Here is a 17,585-nt window from a genome sequence, read left to right on the forward strand (position 1 = left end):
TTTTGTTAGGGTTTAGACTCAATTTGATGAAATTAGCTCAGGCTGGTGTTAAAACGATCTTGATCGCTATTTTCTTAGTTGCCGTGACGATCTGTTTAACGTATTATCTCTGTGAACGTTTTGGAGCGGAAAGTGATTTAGCGATCTTAACAGCTGCCGGTTGTGGTATCTGTGGCGCGGCTGCTGTTATGGGTGTTTCACCACAGATCACCGGTGATGGTGTTGATGAAGAGACTAAGCGAGAAAATGAAGTTTTAGCGATCGCAGTGGTCTGCGTGATGGGGACTTTATTTACTTTGATCGAGATCGGATTAAAGCCAGTATTACATATGACACAGTCGCAGTTTGGGATCATGGCAGGGGGCTCACTACATGAGATCGCCCATGCCGTTGCTGCTGGTGGAGCTGGGGGGACACTTAGTTTAGATGATGCTTTGATCATGAAACTATCACGTGTCTTATTGTTAGCTCCCGTAGCGTTATTGATCGGTATTTGGTATCAAAAACTACTTGCTAAAAGAAATCAAGCTAAGGGCACAACGACTACTGGAAAACAAAAATTACCAATTCCATGGTTTATGGCTGGTTTCTTGATCTCAAGTATCATTGGAACTTTTATTCCGTTACCTCAAGTTTTGATCGATGGTTTAGTTCAAGCAGCTTATATTTTCTTGGGAATGGCAATGGCTGCTTTAGGAATGTCGGTCAACTTTGCGGTAATTGCTAAACGTGGTAAAAGCGTCTTTACAGCAGCTTTGATCTCTTCGATCGTATTATTGATCTTAGCCGCTGGGGCTGCTAAATTATTCTTTTAGTTAATAGCGTACTATCTGCTGATAGTACGCTATTTTTACAGGTCTTTGTTTGAAATGAAAGCGGAATTATGCTATTTTTAAATTGTAATTGAAAATAATTCTCAATTAGAATTGGGGGGGGAGATAATGCAAAAATTATCTGAAGTAATGACGCGGGGCAAATATGTCGTAGCTCAAGTGACGGCGGAGCATCAATTGAAAAAACGTCTCAGCGAGATGGGGATGGTGCGAGGTAAAGTTTTAACAGTGATCACTCAAAATATGCAGGCCAATGGGGCTATGATCCATTTTCAAGGGCAACGTCTAGCTTTAAGTGATAGTATTGCAAGTTGTATTGAGGTTTTAAGTGTTAATGAGCTAGCGGAGCAAGAATTAAAGCCGCTTTCCCAGTTGAATTTAAAACAAAGCTGTTTAGTTGCCAAGATAGGTGGTAAAAAAGAATTAAAGCGGCGCCTGATGGATATGGGATTGACGCAAAATACTTTAGTTACTCTAGTAAACACAGCACCATTAGGCGACCCGCTCGAGATCTTGTTACGGGGCTATAAGCTGACCTTACGTCGATCGGAAGCTGAGTTGATCATGGTAAGGGAGATAAGCATATGAAAGAAATAGCACTAGCCGGAAATGCCAATAGTGGTAAAACGACTTTATTCAATTATTTGACTGGAGCTAATCAGCGCGTTGGAAATTGGCCAGGGGTCACGGTCGAGCGTAAGGCAGGGTATTTAAAAAAGGATAAGGCGATCTTATTACAAGATCTACCTGGGATCTATTCACTATCACCATATACACCAGAAGAATTAGTCACACGTAAGTATTTATTGGAAAAACGACCAGCCAAGATCGTTGATGTAGTTGATGCGACCAATATCGAGCGCAATTTATACTTAACTTTGCAATTATTAGAAACTAAGATACCGCTTGTATTGGCGTTAAATATGGCCGATCTCTTAAAAAAACAAGGGCGACGGATCAATACGAAAAAGTTAGCTTATCTTTTGGGGATCCCAGTGATCAAGATCAGTGCGCTCAAACGGAAAAATATCGATATATTAGTGGGGGAGATACAAAAAAAGCAAGCCCCACCAGAGATTATTCCCAAATACGATCCCCGGTTAGAATCAGCTTTAGCTCAAATAGTAGACCAGTTACAGGGAATCGTAGCCAAAGATGAGTTGCGGTTTTACGCGATCAAGTTGTTTGAACGCGATGAACAGATCCGGGCTGAATTGAAGTTAGATGCTAAACGCCGAGAAACGATCGCTGACTTGATCCAAACAGCAGAAAAGATTTTTGACGATGAGAGTAGCAGTATTATCATTAATGCCCGCTATGACTTTATTTCACGCGTTATGGATCAATGTGTGATCGATGAAGGCGATTTTTCATTGAGCATCTCTGATCGGATCGATCTTGTCGTGACGAATCGCTTTTTGGCATTGCCGATCTTTTTTGGAGTCATGTGGGCTGTTTATTATTTATCGATCCAAGTTATTGGAACAGCTGGATCGGATTGGTTAAATGATGTTTTATTTGGAGAGTATATTCCTAAATTTACCGCAGATCTGCTTAGCTCATGGCAAGTAGCTCTGTTTATGCAAGGACTGATCATTGATGGGATCATCGGTGGGGTCGGAGCGGTGCTCGGCTTTTTGCCACAGATCATGATGCTTTTTTTATGTTTAGGGATCTTAGAAGACTGTGGCTATATGTCTCGGATCGCCTTCGTGATGGATCGGATCTTTCGGCGTTTCAATTTATCGGGCAAATCGTTTATCCCGCTATTAGTTTCTACGGGCTGTGGAGTTCCTGGGATCATGGCGACCCGAACGATCGAAGCCGAAAAAGATCGCAAGATGACGATCATGCTAACGACTTTTATGCCATGTTCGGCTAAATTGACCGTGATTGCTTTGATCGTGGGGACTTTTTTTAAGGGTCAAAGTTTAGCTGCTCCAGCGGCTTATTTTTTAGGGATCATTGCTGTGATCGGCTCGGGGATCTATTTGAAAAAAACGGCTTTATTTGCTGGCGATCCTCAGCCCTTTGTGATGGAGTTGCCCGCTTATCATCTCCCCAGATTAGATAATATCGTACGGTATGTTTGGCTAAAGAGTAAAGGTTTCGTCCAAAAAGCAGGAACGATCATTTTTGCTTCAATGGTCGTGATCTGGTTTTTATCGAATTTCAATTTTAGATTAGAACAAGTTCCCCAAGAAAGCAGTATGTTGAAGAGTATCGGAAGCTTATTAGCTCCAGTATTTGTGCCCCTTGGATTTGGCGATTGGCGTGCTGTCTCAGCTGTCTTGACTGGTTTGATCGCTAAAGAAAATTGTGTCGCGACTCTTCAAGTGGCTTTTGGCAATCCGCCGACCCAAGCGCGCTTTGACCAACTTTTGACAGCAGCCTATACCCCAATGGCAGCCTATGCTTTTCTGGCGTTCAATCTGTTATGTGCGCCGTGTTTTGCTGCGATCGGAGCAATGCATAAAGAATATGGGGATGCGAGTTGGACTTAGCGTGCTATCGGTTACCAAACGTTTTTAGCTTATTTAGCAGCCATGTTGATCTATCAGATCTCAGTCCTTGCAAGTGGTGATTATTCAAGCTATAATGTGATCCTTGTTTTATTAGGTATCACATTGATCGTTTACGGCTTATTTATCAAGAAAAGTAAACCACAACCGTTAGAACAAGCAATAGAAATGAGGGATTCAGAATGGTCGCAACGGTGATCTTGGGTCTAGTGATCTTTGGGCTAGTTGCATGGGTCGTGTATACTAGGATCATTAAGCAAAAAAACAGCGAATGTAGTTCGTGCCACAATGCCGGCTGTCCGCTGATCGATGTCCAAAAGATTAATAAAAAAGAACGTTTATAGTTTTAAAAGGGTGAGAAGTAATTCTTACTCTTTTTTTAAGGTATAAAATTTAACTATTTTGATACGATCTGTGCTAAACTATTCTTGTTAATGTAAGTGCTTTAATTGCTATTTTTAAAGGTTTACTAAATATTTAGAGAATGGGGTGTAGCGGAAGATGAGTACACGTGAAAGATTTGAAACGACTGAGATAAATGGGCGTAATCGCTTATTTTCGCCAACTAAAACGATCATTGAGACTGCCTTCTATGGAAATAATGTTCAGGCGGTAACTGACTTAAAGATGGCATACGAGCTAGCTAAAAAGAGTCCAAAAACGATCGTGACCGATCAACCGATCAAGCATACCAGTGAACTAGGTTTACCTAAAGATGCTGTGATGTTAGTCGATAATCATGGACGGATCGTGGGTCGAACAGCAGCTGCACGGAAGATCTTAGGTCGCCCTGGAGTAGATAATGATGAATTAGAGGCCGTTTTGCGTGAAGCAGTCTATCAAGGAAATGAGCGTCAATTTTATCAAGCACAAGCGATCGTAGGCTTGGATGAAGAGTTCATGTTAAAAGCGCATCTGATGGTACCAAAGGGTTATGAGGTCAATTTGCTATCATATTTACTGAATTTCCAGATCCTTGATTCAGAGTATGCTAAGCGCTATGCAGCTTCTAAAGCGTACAGTGAAGACGATATCTATCTTTACTGTGATCCTGAATGGAATGATCCTCAATATCCAGATGGCTTAGCGCTTTTTGATCCCGAACATAATGTAGCTGCGATCCTAGGGCTACGCTATTTTGGTGAGTTAAAAAAGGCAACTTTGACCCTTGCTTGGGCAACAGCGCATCGCAATGGCTATACTGCATGTCATGGAGGGGAAAAGACATTTCATTTCAAAGATAAAGAGGATAAAGTCTTTGCCTTCTACGGTCTTTCTGGTTCAGGCAAGTCGACTCTGACTCATGCCAAACATGCTGGAAAATTCGATGATATCACGATCTTACACGATGATGCTTTTATCATTGATCGTAAGGATGGGAGTTCGATCGCGCTTGAACCAGCATATTTTGACAAGACAAGTGATTATTTACCTGGATCAAAAGAAATGGAATACTTCACTACCGTAATGAATGTTGGAGTTACACAAGATATGCAGGGCAAGAAGATCTTAGTAACTGATGACTTGCGCAACGGTAATGGTCGTACGATCAAATCACGTTATTCGGCTAAAAATCGGGTCGATCGTGAACAAGCACCACTTGATTCGATCTTTTGGATCATGAAAGATGACAGTTTGCCACCAGTCGTTAAATTATCGGATCCCGTGATCGCAGCGACCTTTGGATTGACTTTAGCGACTAAGCGTTCGACGGCGGAAAATGTTATCGGTGAATCCCGCAATAAGCTAGTGATCGAGCCGTTTGCTAACCCATTTAGAGTCTATCCGCTGACAGAGGATTATCAAGACTTCAAGGAACTCTTTGAAAAACAGCAGGCTAATTGTTATATCATCAATACGGATTCGTATAACGGTAAAAATATCGATAAAGATACGACGTTGGGCATTTTAGAAGCGATCGCCAATGAAACAGCTGATTGGACTGAATTTGGTGCATTACCACAGATGAGTTATCTAAGTCTTCCAGGGTATGAGGTTGATTTAAATGATACCGCCTATGCTAAAAAATTACGCCAACGTTTGCAAGATCGTCTAGATTGGGTAAATAATTACACCAAGACGCATCCACAAGAAGAATTACCCGTTGAGATCACTACAAAATTAGAAGAATTGGTCGCAAAACTGGGATAAAAAAAGAGCGTTCGAAATTTAAAGAATTTCGAATGCTCTTTTTTATCAGCTCTTGAGCCAAAAGTAGTAAGTCAAAATGACTAAGCTTATAGTATAGATCGTACCTACGCTAAACAAGATCAGGCTTAACATATCTGTCCTAGAGTCAGCAAAAGCTAATAAGATCAAAGCCAAGCCAAAGCTGAGCATGATCAAAGCAACATGTTTACCAGCTTTAGTGGCTGCTAGCGGTGAAATGTCACCAAAAGTGTTACCAGCCAGCAAACGTAACCATTTACCTCTAAAAAATTGAATACATAGCACTAAAAATGATCCACCGACAGTTAGTAAAAAAATTTGCATTCTTATCACCCATTCAGTGTGTCAAGTCACCAAGCTAATTTACCATAGTAAGCTTTGTTCTTGGCTTTTAGGTCAAGACGTGCCCAGTGATCGAGGATCGCAGCAATACAAAAACATAGCGGTTCATCGGCCTGTTCAGCAATATGAAATTCTAAGGCAGTCCCAGTAGCGGTTTGAACTTCTGAGATCGTCATGATACATTGGCGTCCATGGTAGACTTTGTAGTTAAATGTCATTAGATTACCGATGATAAACCAATTGAGCCCTTTGACAAAGAGCATTTCATGGCTGATACCATAATAACGTCGCAAAGAACCAACATGGTGGCGTTTGTCATAGAGATCAAATTTTGGAAAAAAGCCCAGGGTCCGCTGTTTGATCTCGGCTAGTCGCTTACCTGTAACGTCATAGACTGATAAGACGCCAGGTGAAAGGCCCCATTTGCCAACTAATAGGTAGATCAGGCGACCAGAACTATCTTTGACGCGGATGGTCCCACGATTGGACAGTTCGGTGCGTCGAGTATATAGATTGCGCACATTAAGCACCTCGCTCTTGCTAGCACTGATTGACTTTAATTTTTCTTAGCCAAAACTTCTTCGATCGCGATCCCAGCGCCATCTTCGGTGTTAGGTGCAGTGACGTATTTAGCTAACATCTTAACTTCATCACTACCGTTGCCCATGGCATAGCTGATCCCAGCAGCTTTGAGCATCGAGACGTCATTGTTGTTATCACCGATCGCCATTACATTGTCCATTGGGATGTTCAAGCTATCCGCATAAGCTTGGAGTGCGACACCCTTTTGTGCATTGACGTGGTTGATCTCGATATTTCCGGGACCCGAAGATGTGATCACAAGATTGTCATTTTTAGAAAGTTCATCTTTGATCGGTCCTAAAACTTTTTGGCCTTCAGGACTAAAGACCACGATCTTACCGATAACAGTTTTAGGATCATCAACTAAGTCCATATAGTTGTCAACGTAATTGATATTCATAAGTTCCATGCGGGCCGAAGCCAGAGTCACAGCTAATTTATAAGGGGTATCAGGACTGATGCTAGCTAATAATTCAGCAAAATTTTCGATCCGTTTAGCCTTGTTATCAGAGCAAACGCCTTTAGCTGTGATCACTTCAAAGTAGAGTCCATTTTTCTTCAAAGTCAACATGATCTTTTTGGCAATGGAGTCTGGGATCGGAGCAGCGCTGATCTCTTTACCTTCTTCGTCTAAAACAAAGGCTCCATTCAAGGTGATCATTGGGCAGTTAAAGCCTGCTTCGGTGATCAACGGTTTAACTTCATCATAAGCACGTCCAGTTGAAACGATAAAATGGACCCCTTGTTTTTGTGCTTCCTTGACTGCAGCAGCATTTCGCTTGGAAATGACCATTTTGTCGTTTAACAATGTTCCGTCCATGTCAGACGCAATAATTTGAACCATAGTATAATATCCCACCTTAATTTATCTAATGACTTTATTCTAACATGAAAGTAAAAATTTTACACACCCAGCACTTGTAAGCGCTAACGGTGTTATTATTTTTCAGTTATGGTAAAATTAATGCGAGGTGTAATATATTGAAAGAATTGATTCATAATGATTGGCAGCAAGTTTTAGCGCCAGTGTTCGAATCGGAAAACTATGCCAAACTGCATAACTTTTTAAAATATGAATATGGTCATTACGCGATCCATCCAGATATGTACCACATCTTCGAGGCCTTTGAATGGACACCTTTTTCACAAGTCAAAGTGGTGATCTTAGGCCAAGATCCGTATCATGGCCCTGATCAAGCTCATGGTTTGAGTTTCTCAGTTTTACCTGGAGTCAAAGTCCCACCGTCACTGCAAAATATCTATAAAGAATTGCAAAGTGACTTAGGGATCGCACCGGTAAACCATGGTTATCTCGAAAAGTGGGCTAAGCAAGGTGTATTATTGCTCAATTCGGTCTTGACTGTCCGAGATGGGCAAGCATTTTCTCATCGTGGTCAAGGCTGGGAAGCTTTAACAGATCTAGCCATCCAGGAATTGTCCAAGCGACCTATGCCAGTTGTGTTTGTCTTGTGGGGAAAAGCAGCACAAAATAAGCTGGCTTTGATCGATCAGAGTAAAAATGTAGTCATCATGTCATCACATCCGAGTCCGTTATCGGCAAGTCGGGGATTTTTTGGTTCAAAACCATTTTCAAAAACGAATGCAGCCTTAGAGGCAATGGGGGAAACACCGATCGACTGGCAATTGCCACAGACCGTAAATGTGTCACAAAAAGGAGGATTTTAAATGGAGATCTTAGAAACATTAAAGCAAAAAGTAAGTAAGCAAACACTGACGTTGGTCTTCCCAGAAGGAAATGACAGTCGGGTCGTCAATGCAGCGGTTCGTCTAGCCAAAGAAGAATTATTGACGCCGATCGTGTTAGGCTCTAGAGAACAAGTTCAAGCGCATAGCCGTGAGCCTTTACCACAAAATTTACAAGCTTTAGATCCAGAAACTTATCCTAAAGAAGAATTTGATAAGTTAGTGGCTGCTTTTGTGGAGCGTCGGAAGGGCAAAAATACGCCCGAGCAAGCTGCCGAGATGTTAAAGGACGTAAACTATTTTGGGACGATGCTGGTTTATTTAGGTCAAGCCGATGGAATGGTCTCGGGGGCGATCCACTCAACTGGGGCCACAGTTCGACCAGTGTTACAGATCATCAAGACAAAGCCAAATGTCAGACGGACAAGTGGGGCTTTCTTGATGCTACGAGGCGATGAAAAATACATTTTTTCAGATTGTGCGATCAATATCGATCCCGATGCCCAAGATCTAGCTGAGATCGCGGTCGAAAGTGCTAAAGCAGCACGCTTATTTGATATTGAACCCCGGATCGCTTTGATGAGTTTTTCGACTAAGGGTTCTGCTAAATCACCATTAGTTGAAAAAGTGATCGAAGCAACTAAGATCGCTCAAAAATTAGCACCCGAAGAAGAGATCGATGGTGAATTACAATTTGACGCTGCTTTTGTACCCGGAGTTGCTGCTAAAAAAACACCCGAATCACCGGTAGCTGGAAAAGCCAATGTCTTTGTCTTTCCGGAATTACAATCAGGTAATATCGGATATAAGATCGCCCAACGTTTAGGCGGCTTTGAAGCGGTCGGTCCGATCTTACAAGGCTTGAATCAACCAGTTTCAGACTTGTCACGGGGATGTGACGAAGAAGAAGTCTACAAAGTATCATTGATCACAGCCGCACAGGCAGCAGATGGGAAGTAACATGGAATTTCAAGTAAGTAATGCAGAAGAAACACAAGCGCTCGCTCAAAAATTGGCGTCATATTTAAAGCCCCAAGATCTTATCTTATTAGATGGTGATCTTGGAGCGGGAAAGACGACTTTTACAAAGGGCTTAGCTAAGGGACTTGGGATCAAAAAAAATGTTAAAAGTCCGACTTTTACTTTGATCCGTGAGTACCATGAAGGTCGTTTGCCTTTGTATCATATGGACGTTTATCGTTTAGAAGATACTGGTGGAGCTGATCTAGGGTTAGAAGAATATTTTAATGGTGAAGGTGTCAGTGTGGTCGAGTGGTCACAATTTGTTGCTGATGAACTTCCAGCGCAATATTTGGTCGTCAAGCTGTTAAAAGACGAAACAGACGATGACAAGCGGACACTAGTCTTTGAACCACATGGAGCTCACTATGAACAATTGATAGCCAACTTATAGCGGGTAAAATTCAATACAACAAGGGACCTAGTACGATGTAAATTCATGCTAGGTCCCTTGTTGTTTATACGGTATTGAACGTTTTTACTATTTATTGTATTGACGCACAAAAGGCTTTAACTTTGTTGTCCCAAATTCCTTAGCTTGGTGCAATAAGATCTCAGCACAAGCATGACTGTCAAAAAGCGCATTGTGGTGATGTTTTAAGTCGATACCTAGGCTATCACAGACGGTGTTTAGCTTATGGTTGGGGAGATCTTGATAAAATTTCTTGCTGGTTTTGACTGTATCTAGGACCATGAAGCTCGGGGTCGCTAGATCATAAGCTGCTAGGGTCCTGTTTAAGACGCTACAGTCAAATGGAGCATTATGGGCTACCACTAATTGATCGGGAGTAAAAAAGTCACTGATATGGGGCCAGAGCTCCACAAACGTTGGGGCATTGGCGACGTCTTTGGCGGTAATACCGTGGATCTTAGTGTTAAAGCTCGAAAAATAAGTCTGGGGATCGATCAAAGAATAAAGCTCATCAACGATTTGACCATCGCGAACAACAGAAAGGGCTAATGAACAGGCACTACTGCGTTTAGCATTAGCAGTTTCGAAATCAAAAGCAATAAAATTCATTGATAACTTCCTTTCATAGTATGATAAATTTAATTTAGTTCATTGGTCTCTAGCATTACGGGGCAGTGATCAGAACCTAAGATCTCAGGTAGGATCTGACTGTCCTTTACTTGGGGGAGTAGAGCATTGGAGCAGATGAAATAATCGATCCGCCAACCAGCATTGCGTGCTCTAGCATTGAACCGGTAGCTCCACCACGAGTAAGCGCCAGTTTTATCAGGGTAAATGTGTCTGAAAGTGTCGGTGAAGCCCCGTGCTAATAAGGCGGTCATCGCTTGGCGTTCTTGGATACTAAACCCGGCATTTTTTTGATTTGGTTTAGGATTTTTGAGGTCGATCTCATTATGAGCCACATTTAGGTCGCCGCATAAGATAACGGGCTTTTTGGTTGCTAAGTTGGTTAGATGATCGCTAAAAGCTGCTTCCCATTGAAGGCGAAAATCCAAGCGCTTTAATTTATCTTGCGAATTAGGGGTATAACAATTTACGAGATAAAAATCTTCATATTCTAACGTTAAAACCCGACCTTCTTGATCGAATTCAGCAAGTCCGAGCCCTTTAGTTACAGCCAGTGGCTTTTTCTTGGTGAAGATAGCTGTTCCGGAATAGCCCTTTTTTTGCGCATAATTCCAATATTGATAGTAATCAGGTAGATCTAGGTCAACTTGACCTGCTTGGAGTTTAGTTTCTTGTAAGCAGAAGAAGTCAGCATCTAAGTCGGTAAAAACTTCTAAAAAATTTTTCTTTAAAACAGCTCGCAAGCCATTCACATTCCACGAAATAAATTTCATCAGCACGCCTCACTATTAAATAAACTTATTTACCTAAGGATAAGGCAAGGACTATCGCAAGTCAAAATAAAAAATGGTAAAATTAAGAAGATAAAAGAGATTTAAAGGTGTAAAACATGACAATGACAATAAATGAAAAAATCATAAATGAATTTCCAGAGATCAAGATCCGTTTAGCTGAACCGTTATCTTTGTACACCAACACAAAAACCGGTGGGCCAGCGGATATCGTAGCATTTCCCACAACGGGCAAACAAGCCCAAGCTTTAGTTGTATTTGCTAAGGAAAATGATCTGCCTTTGACTGTGATCGGCAATGCTAGCAATTTGATCGTCCAAGATGGTGGCATCCGTGGATTAGTGATGATCTTGACCGAATTAAATGAGATCTGGTGTGATGGAAACAAAGTTCACGCGACTGCTGGGGCTTCTTTGATCGAAACGACTGAAGTGGCATATCAACACGGTTTGACCGGTTTGGAATTTGCCGCGGGGATCCCCGGTTCGATCGGTGGCGCGGTCTTTATGAACGCTGGTGCTTACGGGGGCGAGATCAAGGATGTCTTAGCCCAAGTTACCGTGGTAACACCTCAAGGCGAGCTAAAAACTTACACTAACGAAGAATTAAGATTTGGTTATCGGATGAGCCGTTTACAAGCCGAAGACGATATCGTATTAGAAGCCGCCTTTGAATTGGCAACAGGTGATAAGCAACAGATCCGGCAACGGATGGATGAACTCAATTTCTTGCGGGCATCTAAACAACCACTGGAGTATCCGTCATGTGGGAGCGTCTTTAAGCGTCCAGTTGGCCATTTTACGGGGAAATTGATCCACGATGCAGGACTTCAAGGTTTTACGATCGGTGGGGCGCAAGTATCTAAAAAACATGCTGGCTTTATCGTGAATATCGGTGGAGCAACAGCGACAGATTATTTGGCTGTGATCAAGCATATTCAAGCTGTGATCTTAAAAGAATTCGATGTTCGATTGGAGACTGAGGTCCGGATCATCGGTGAAGAAAAATAAAATAAGAATGTAGTAAAAGACCCAGCATGATTTGTACCATACTGGGTCTTTTGCTAACCATTTATGTTAGAGAAGCTTATTTTGACTGTCATATTGGTTGATCAACTGGCGACCAATGGCGATCGCAGCCCAAATGATGAGTTGAATGATCGTCATAAAGATCACAAAGATCAACATGCGTGGGTTCCACATCGCAATGAGTTGCTTGATGACGGCATCAGGCTCGATAAAAAGATAAGCTGTGTGAAGGCGTAAGAAACGCCCCACATAGATCCCGATCGAAGCGGCTAAAGTCAAGATCAAAGCAAGCGATGTGCGCGGGATCCAGCCTCGTAATTTGAAACGGGCTTGCAGCGTCTGGGCAACATGCTCCAAACTCCACATCCCCATCAGTGCACAACCAAAGGCGCTGGCAACTAGATTGGTAAAGTTGAGCCACATATGAAGATCAAAGCTCATTAATCCGTTGGTGGGATTATACGGATCCATCCGCGCTAAGTGAAAAAGATCGGTGATCACATAAGGGGCATTGGGATAGAATAAAAGCCATAGTAAAAATAACCCCCAGTAGATCAGTTTAGGTTGTGTTTTGTGCATATGCATAGCGATCTCGATCGGAATATAGCCGAGGAATGTATTGAGCAAAAGAAAGCTGTAAAACGATCCTTGCCGATAAACGGTCAAGTAAACATAGAGCATATATAGCCAAAACGTGACCCTAACGATCCAAGTCAATTTTTTTGTCATAAAAATCACCTGCCATTATTGCCCTCTATTGTAGCAAAAATCAGGGACGATGAGTAATCTTTGACTCGATTTAGCGAAATCTTAAATTATTGGGTGAGTAAGTATTCCCTGCCCCAAAGTTTGTGATCCATGCTATAATACAAATTGTTGAAATGTAGCAGAGGGGGGAATTTATGTCTTTTGATTGGAGCAATCTATTTTCATGGCAGAATCTAGTTAGCTTACTAGATGTTCTGGTCGTTTGGTATGTGATCTACATGCTGATGATGCTCTTACGCGGAACCAAAGCGGTCCAACTTTTTCGTGGGATCGTAGTTATTATCTTGATCAAGTTGGTGAGTTGGTATATCGGACTTGAGACTGTTTCTTGGATCATGGACCAAGTGATCAATTGGGGGATCATCGCGATCATCGTGATCTTCCAGCCCGAGATCAGGCGCGGGTTAGAGCATCTAGGTCGTGGGTCGTTATTTGCTAACTATAATAAGAAAGAAAATGAAGCCGAGATAAAATTGGTCGATGCCCTTGATCAAGCGATCCAATATATGTCAAAAAGGCGGATCGGTGCCTTGATCACGGTTCAAATGAATACAGGGCTAGATGATTATATCGAAACCGGGATCCCACTGGATGCGGATGTCAGCGGGGCATTATTGATCAATATCTTTATCCCTAATACTCCGTTACACGATGGGGCTGTTATCATTAAAGATAATCGGATCGCCGTTGCTGCGGCTTACTTACCTTTATCTGAAAGTAATTTGATCCCAAAGGAATTAGGTACGCGCCACCGAGCAGCTGTTGGGATCAGCGAAGTGACTGATGCTTTGACGATCGTTGTATCCGAAGAGACTGGTGGTGTGACGATCACTAAAAATAATGAATTGATCCGTGATCTAACGCAACAAGATTATCGTAAACTCTTGTATAATGAATTAGTACCAACACAAGAAGAAAAGACGAGTGCCGTTGCGCGCTTTTTTACTGAGATCTTTGGTAAGAGGGGGCAAAAACATTGAAATTTGACAAAATTTTAGGTACTAAAAATATGTATCGGTTACTCTCGCTGTTTTTTGCACTGCTCTTATTTTTCTATGTTAGCTATCAAAGGCTAGGAACGACGCGGATCTCGGATAAAGAAGTTGCTAATTCGAAATTGACGACGACTAAGACGTTATCACTTAAAGTGCCGTTGACCTTAAATGTTGACAATAGTAAGTATTACGTTACGGGTTATCCTGAACAAGTCAAAGTTGATATTTCAGGACCTAGTGCGCTGGTCACGGCCTTGGACAATACCCGGAATTTTGAAGTCTATGCCGATCTATCAGATCTAAAGTCAGGTACACACACCGTTAAGTTAAAGACGAGCGGTTTCAATAAAGAATTGAGTGTAGCTTTATCGCCTGAAAAGATCAAAGTCAAGATCGCGCCTAAAAAGACGGTCAAGATGCCGATCCAGGTCAGATATGATACCAGCTTGATCCAAAATGGTTATGTGGCGGGCAGTCCGTCACTAAGTACCCAAACAGTCGATGTGACCGGGGCTAAAGTCGATATCAATAAGTTGGATAGTGTGGTAGCTAACCTCAATTTACCTGAAAATAGTCACGGCGATTATGGTCGGACCGTTTTATTGCAGGCGTTAGATAAAGAAGGGCATCCTTTGCCCGTCAGCTTATCGCCAGAAACGGTCAAGGTCAATTTACCGATCAGCCAAGCCACCGCAACTAAGGAAGTCAAATTAGAATTAGTGACCGAGAATAACGGCGTTCCTGGTAAAACGTATCAGCTTTCAACGGAAACTAAGTCGATCAAATTGCGAGGGACTAAGAGTGCTTTAAATAAGATAAATAGCTTGCGGGTCCCAGTCTCAGTTACTGGGGTCAATGAATCAACGACTAAGACGGTCAGCTTGAGTCCGACCCAAGCGGGAGTAGCCAGTGTTACGCCAGCTTCGGTCGTTGTGCAAATAACAGTTGGCGATGAGCAAGCTGATGCTCCGCTCGAACGCTCACTACCAACGAGTTCGAGTTCAAGTAAAGCGGCGGAAAGCACAAGTTCAAGTCAGCCAAGTTCAACGGATGAGTCAAAAAAAGATACGACTGAAACTTCCAGTGCAACAAGTAGTTCAGAAGTTTCAAGCGATCAAACTACTAATTGAAAATGAGTATATAAAGAAATGAGGATTTAAGATGAAATATTTTGGGACTGATGGTGTCAGAGGGATTGCAAATCAAACATTAACACCAGAATTAGCATTTAAGTTAGGACGCTGTGGGGGCTATGTTTTGACGCAACACGCTAAAAATAGCGAACAACCACCACGGGTCTTAGTCGCACGTGATACCCGGATCTCGGGCCAAATGTTAGAACAGGCGTTGATCGCAGGTCTACTTTCAGTCGGGATCGAAGTTTTTTCACTTGGTGTGATCACAACTCCAGGTGTTGCTTACTTAGTTCGTTTACAAGCCGCTGATGCAGGGGTCATGATCTCAGCTTCGCATAATCCAGTTCAAGATAATGGGATCAAGTTCTTTGGGGGCGATGGTTACAAATTATCCGACGATCAAGAAGAAGAGATCGAAGCATTACTTGAAAAAGATGAAGATATCTTACCGCGTCCAGCAGCTGAAGGCTTAGGAACTTTGAATAATTATCGTGAAGGTGCCTTAAAGTATACGCAATTCTTGGAACAAACGATCCCAGATGATCTCAGTGGAATGCGGATCGCAGTTGACGGGGCTAATGGTGCAACTAGTGCTTTAGTTTCACGGTTGTTTGCTGATCTGGGGGCTGAATTTGAAACAATGGCTACAAGTCCAGATGGTCTAAATATCAATGCTGGGGTAGGTTCTACTCATCCAGAAGCTTTGGCTAAGTTTGTTTTAGAAACTAAAGCTCAAGTTGGGGTAGCATTTGATGGTGATGGCGATCGCTGTATCGCAGTCGATGAATTAGGAAATATCATCGATGGTGACAAGATCATGTATATCTGTGGGAAATATATGAGTGAACGTGGCCGTTTGAAGAAGGATACGATCGTAACGACCGTTATGAGTAACATTGGTTTGTATAAGGCAATGGAACAACATGAACTAAATTCGGTCAAGACAAAGGTCGGTGACCGCTATGTGGTCGAAGAAATGCGTAAGAGTGGCTATAATGTTGGTGGTGAACAATCAGGACACGTAGTCTTCTTGGATTTCAACACAACTGGTGATGGGATGTTAACAGCACTTCAATTATTGAATGTGATCAAACAAACTGGTAAGCCACTTTCAGAATTGGCTGCCGAAGTGACGACTTATCCACAAGAATTAGTCAACGTTCGTGTAACAGATAAGAAATTAGCCCTTGAAAATCAAGCAATCAAGGCTGTTATCGCACAAGTTGAAGAACAAATGGGAAATGAAGGACGTGTGTTGGTTCGCCCTAGTGGTACCGAAGATCTTTTGCGTGTAATGGCAGAAGCACCAACTAAAGAATTGGTCCACGACTACGTGATGCAGATCGTAGATGTCGTTAAGGCTGAAATGGGTATCGAAGAATAGTATCAAAAAAAGCAGGTGTGTATACCTGCTTTTTTAATATTTCACTTTATCTAAATAAATTGATTATGTAATTTAAGACCCTGAATGCCAAGTAGATACAGCTAGTTACGATGAAAAAGTAAAGTAGGGCAAATAAGATCGGAACAAACCAAGCATTGGTATGAAACAAGACTAACATAGTCTGAAGTTCAGCCTTAGCGCCCTTTGTTTGATCTAAGAGTAAAAAAACTAGACGAATAAGCGAAATGAAGAATCCTAAGTAGAGGCTTGCTTTAAATTGAGTACGATTGATCATGAATAGTAGCCAGGCTATCTGCGTTAGTTTAAATAGCGAATCCTTTCTTTATCTATTACTAAAACGTTTAGACTAGTGAAGTCTAAAGTGTTAGAACTATAGATTTATTATAATATGGATAAGCTGACTTGAGTAGGGATTTTTTGAAGGACAATAAAAATTTAAAAGTTTGAGAGTTAAAGTTTGACATCGCTTTCAAAAAGGTATATCGTGAGAGTGTAAGGTATGATTAATTACCTTCTAATCAATTCTCTTTCTCTCTTATGCAACCGCTGTAGTCTTAGTAGTCTTACTAGAAGCTATAGCGGTTTTTGTGTATAATGAATGGGACTTTTGATAAAAGGGAGGACGCCATTAGATGAAAAGTAATGAAACTTTGAATTTGATCGAAGAGATCACGCGTAAAGATGGCACTAAATATTACGAGATCTCCAATATTCCGCAAAACGGTCGGGCTGAATTAGCGGCTGTACGGGGATTTATTGAGAGCGTTAGGATCTTACAACTGAATATCCCACGTTCAAGTAGTTTGATCAAGTACGAAAAATATATCAATGAAAATTTTGAAATGCCAGCTGAAGATTTTGATCATTTTGAGGAATGGGTCAAAACACCTGAAATGCAAGAAGTTGTAAATACGATCTTGCGGGAAAATCATATTGCCTAATTATATATAAAAACCAGAGTCAAGAGATGATATTCTCAAAACTCTGGTTTTTATTTTATCTTTAATATTTTATATATTAGTAAAATGTTAATTAAAGGCTCAATTAATTCTTAAAATTCGATTATACACCTTGTGGGAGTGAGTATCAAACAAAAAAACCTGTAAAAATACGGATATTTTTAAATATCTTAACAGAATGTTATATATTTTTTTGTTAAAAATACAGGGTATATTTTTAATGTTTTTTACATTGATATGTTATTATGTATACAGGATATGTGTTAATTATTTTGATAAGGAGGAAAGAGGA

The 17,585-nt window shown here is 41.4% G+C and carries 18 protein-coding genes and 1 pseudogene (1 of these 19 running past the window's edge); 13 read left to right on the forward strand and 6 right to left on the reverse strand.

All coding sequences use genetic code 11. The features are described 5' to 3' along the window. The 5 genes and pseudogenes from GSR62_RS02330 to GSR62_RS02350 all read left to right on the forward strand — a co-directional run. Positions 1-815, forward strand: the 3' portion of a protein-coding gene (locus GSR62_RS02330; RefSeq protein WP_010688095.1) for a YeiH family protein. The gene continues 226 nt to the left of window position 1, outside the view; only the last 815 of its 1,041 coding nucleotides appear in the window; the start codon falls outside the window, past its left edge; the stop codon is at positions 813-815. A 126-nt stretch (positions 816-941) separates the two neighbouring features. Next, positions 942-1,421, forward strand: a complete 480-nt coding sequence (locus GSR62_RS02335; protein ID WP_010688094.1) for a ferrous iron transport protein A — start codon at positions 942-944, stop codon at positions 1,419-1,421. Continuing rightward, positions 1,418-3,553: pseudogene (gene feoB, locus GSR62_RS02340) on the forward strand (ferrous iron transport protein B). The gene GSR62_RS02335 and the pseudogene feoB overlap by 4 nt, the downstream one beginning before the upstream one ends. Beyond that, positions 3,538-3,699, forward strand: a complete 162-nt coding sequence (locus GSR62_RS02345; RefSeq protein ID WP_010688092.1) for a FeoB-associated Cys-rich membrane protein — start codon at positions 3,538-3,540, stop codon at positions 3,697-3,699. Before feoB ends, GSR62_RS02345 begins: the two are co-directional and overlap by 16 nt. A 157-nt stretch (positions 3,700-3,856) precedes the next feature. Next, positions 3,857-5,506 (forward strand): phosphoenolpyruvate carboxykinase (ATP), encoded by a 1,650-nt coding sequence (locus GSR62_RS02350; RefSeq protein ID WP_010688091.1) that lies wholly within the window; start codon positions 3,857-3,859, stop codon positions 5,504-5,506. A gap of 45 nt (positions 5,507-5,551) precedes the next feature. On the opposite strand, the gene GSR62_RS02355 is transcribed toward GSR62_RS02350, so the two are convergent. Genes GSR62_RS02355 through GSR62_RS02365 form a run of 3 tightly spaced genes read right to left on the reverse strand, consistent with a single transcriptional unit; the run spans position 5,552 to position 7,292 of the window. After that, complete coding sequence (locus tag GSR62_RS02355; protein ID WP_066023770.1) at positions 5,552-5,848, reverse strand: hypothetical protein; 297 nt, start codon at positions 5,846-5,848, stop codon at positions 5,552-5,554. Between the two features lie 26 nt (positions 5,849-5,874). Continuing rightward, positions 5,875-6,387, reverse strand: coding sequence for an LURP-one-related/scramblase family protein (locus tag GSR62_RS02360; RefSeq protein ID WP_035449221.1), 513 nt, complete (start codon positions 6,385-6,387; stop codon positions 5,875-5,877). A 35-nt stretch (positions 6,388-6,422) separates the two neighbouring features. Next, positions 6,423-7,292 (reverse strand): Cof-type HAD-IIB family hydrolase, encoded by an 870-nt coding sequence (locus tag GSR62_RS02365; RefSeq protein ID WP_035449219.1) that lies wholly within the window; start codon positions 7,290-7,292, stop codon positions 6,423-6,425. 137 nt (positions 7,293-7,429) lie between these two features. Here GSR62_RS02365 and GSR62_RS02370 point away from each other — a divergent pair, with 137 nt between their 5' ends. The 3 genes from GSR62_RS02370 to tsaE are packed head-to-tail and all read left to right on the forward strand — an operon-like array spanning position 7,430 to position 9,566. Next, on the forward strand, positions 7,430-8,134 hold the full coding sequence (locus GSR62_RS02370) for a uracil-DNA glycosylase (RefSeq protein WP_010688087.1): 705 nt from the start codon (positions 7,430-7,432) through the stop codon (positions 8,132-8,134). After that, entirely contained in the window at positions 8,135-9,112 is a 978-nt protein-coding gene (gene pta / locus GSR62_RS02375; RefSeq protein ID WP_066023769.1) for a phosphate acetyltransferase, read from the forward strand. A gap of 1 nt (position 9,113) precedes the next feature. Continuing rightward, positions 9,114-9,566, forward strand: a complete 453-nt coding sequence (tsaE, locus tag GSR62_RS02380; protein WP_010688085.1) for a tRNA (adenosine(37)-N6)-threonylcarbamoyltransferase complex ATPase subunit type 1 TsaE — start codon at positions 9,114-9,116, stop codon at positions 9,564-9,566. Between the two features lie 87 nt (positions 9,567-9,653). Here the strand turns inward: tsaE and GSR62_RS02385 are convergent, their stop codons facing one another. Together GSR62_RS02385 and GSR62_RS02390 are read right to left on the reverse strand one after the other, a co-directional pair. After that, the gene (locus GSR62_RS02385; RefSeq protein ID WP_010688084.1) at positions 9,654-10,193 is read right to left on the reverse strand and encodes a 3'-5' exonuclease; all 540 of its coding nucleotides are present in this window, start codon (positions 10,191-10,193) and stop codon (positions 9,654-9,656) included. A gap of 29 nt (positions 10,194-10,222) precedes the next feature. Next, complete coding sequence (locus GSR62_RS02390) at positions 10,223-10,984, reverse strand: exodeoxyribonuclease III (RefSeq protein ID WP_035449217.1); 762 nt, start codon at positions 10,982-10,984, stop codon at positions 10,223-10,225. A gap of 122 nt (positions 10,985-11,106) precedes the next feature. Between GSR62_RS02390 and murB the strand changes: the two genes are divergently transcribed. Next, positions 11,107-12,012: a UDP-N-acetylmuramate dehydrogenase gene (murB, locus tag GSR62_RS02395; RefSeq protein WP_035449232.1), complete on the forward strand. Its 906-nt coding sequence runs from the start codon at positions 11,107-11,109 to the stop codon at positions 12,010-12,012. Positions 12,013-12,078: 66 nt separating this feature from the next. Here the strand turns inward: murB and GSR62_RS02400 are convergent, their stop codons facing one another. Continuing rightward, positions 12,079-12,759 carry a DUF1361 domain-containing protein gene (locus tag GSR62_RS02400; protein ID WP_066023768.1) on the reverse strand — a complete coding sequence of 227 codons (681 nt, stop codon included), beginning with the start codon at positions 12,757-12,759 and terminating at the stop codon, positions 12,079-12,081. A gap of 173 nt (positions 12,760-12,932) precedes the next feature. Between GSR62_RS02400 and cdaA the strand changes: the two genes are divergently transcribed. From cdaA to GSR62_RS02420, 4 genes are all read left to right on the forward strand, one after another. Then, positions 12,933-13,778, forward strand: a complete 846-nt coding sequence (gene cdaA / locus GSR62_RS02405; protein WP_066023767.1) for a diadenylate cyclase CdaA — start codon at positions 12,933-12,935, stop codon at positions 13,776-13,778. Then, positions 13,775-14,923: a CdaR family protein gene (locus tag GSR62_RS02410; RefSeq protein WP_035449206.1), complete on the forward strand. Its 1,149-nt coding sequence runs from the start codon at positions 13,775-13,777 to the stop codon at positions 14,921-14,923. The genes cdaA and GSR62_RS02410 overlap by 4 nt, the downstream gene beginning before the upstream one ends. A gap of 31 nt (positions 14,924-14,954) precedes the next feature. Then, on the forward strand, positions 14,955-16,313 hold the full coding sequence (glmM, locus tag GSR62_RS02415; protein WP_066023766.1) for a phosphoglucosamine mutase: 1,359 nt from the start codon (positions 14,955-14,957) through the stop codon (positions 16,311-16,313). 653 nt (positions 16,314-16,966) lie between these two features. Next, a complete protein-coding gene (locus tag GSR62_RS02420; protein WP_004051641.1) occupies positions 16,967-17,275 on the forward strand; it encodes a hypothetical protein in 309 nt (102 codons plus the stop codon). The last annotated feature ends 310 nt before the right edge of the window (positions 17,276-17,585 follow it).

It is taken from the genome of Ligilactobacillus animalis, assembly GCF_009933595.1.
Lineage (GTDB): Bacteria > Bacillota > Bacilli > Lactobacillales > Lactobacillaceae > Ligilactobacillus > Ligilactobacillus animalis.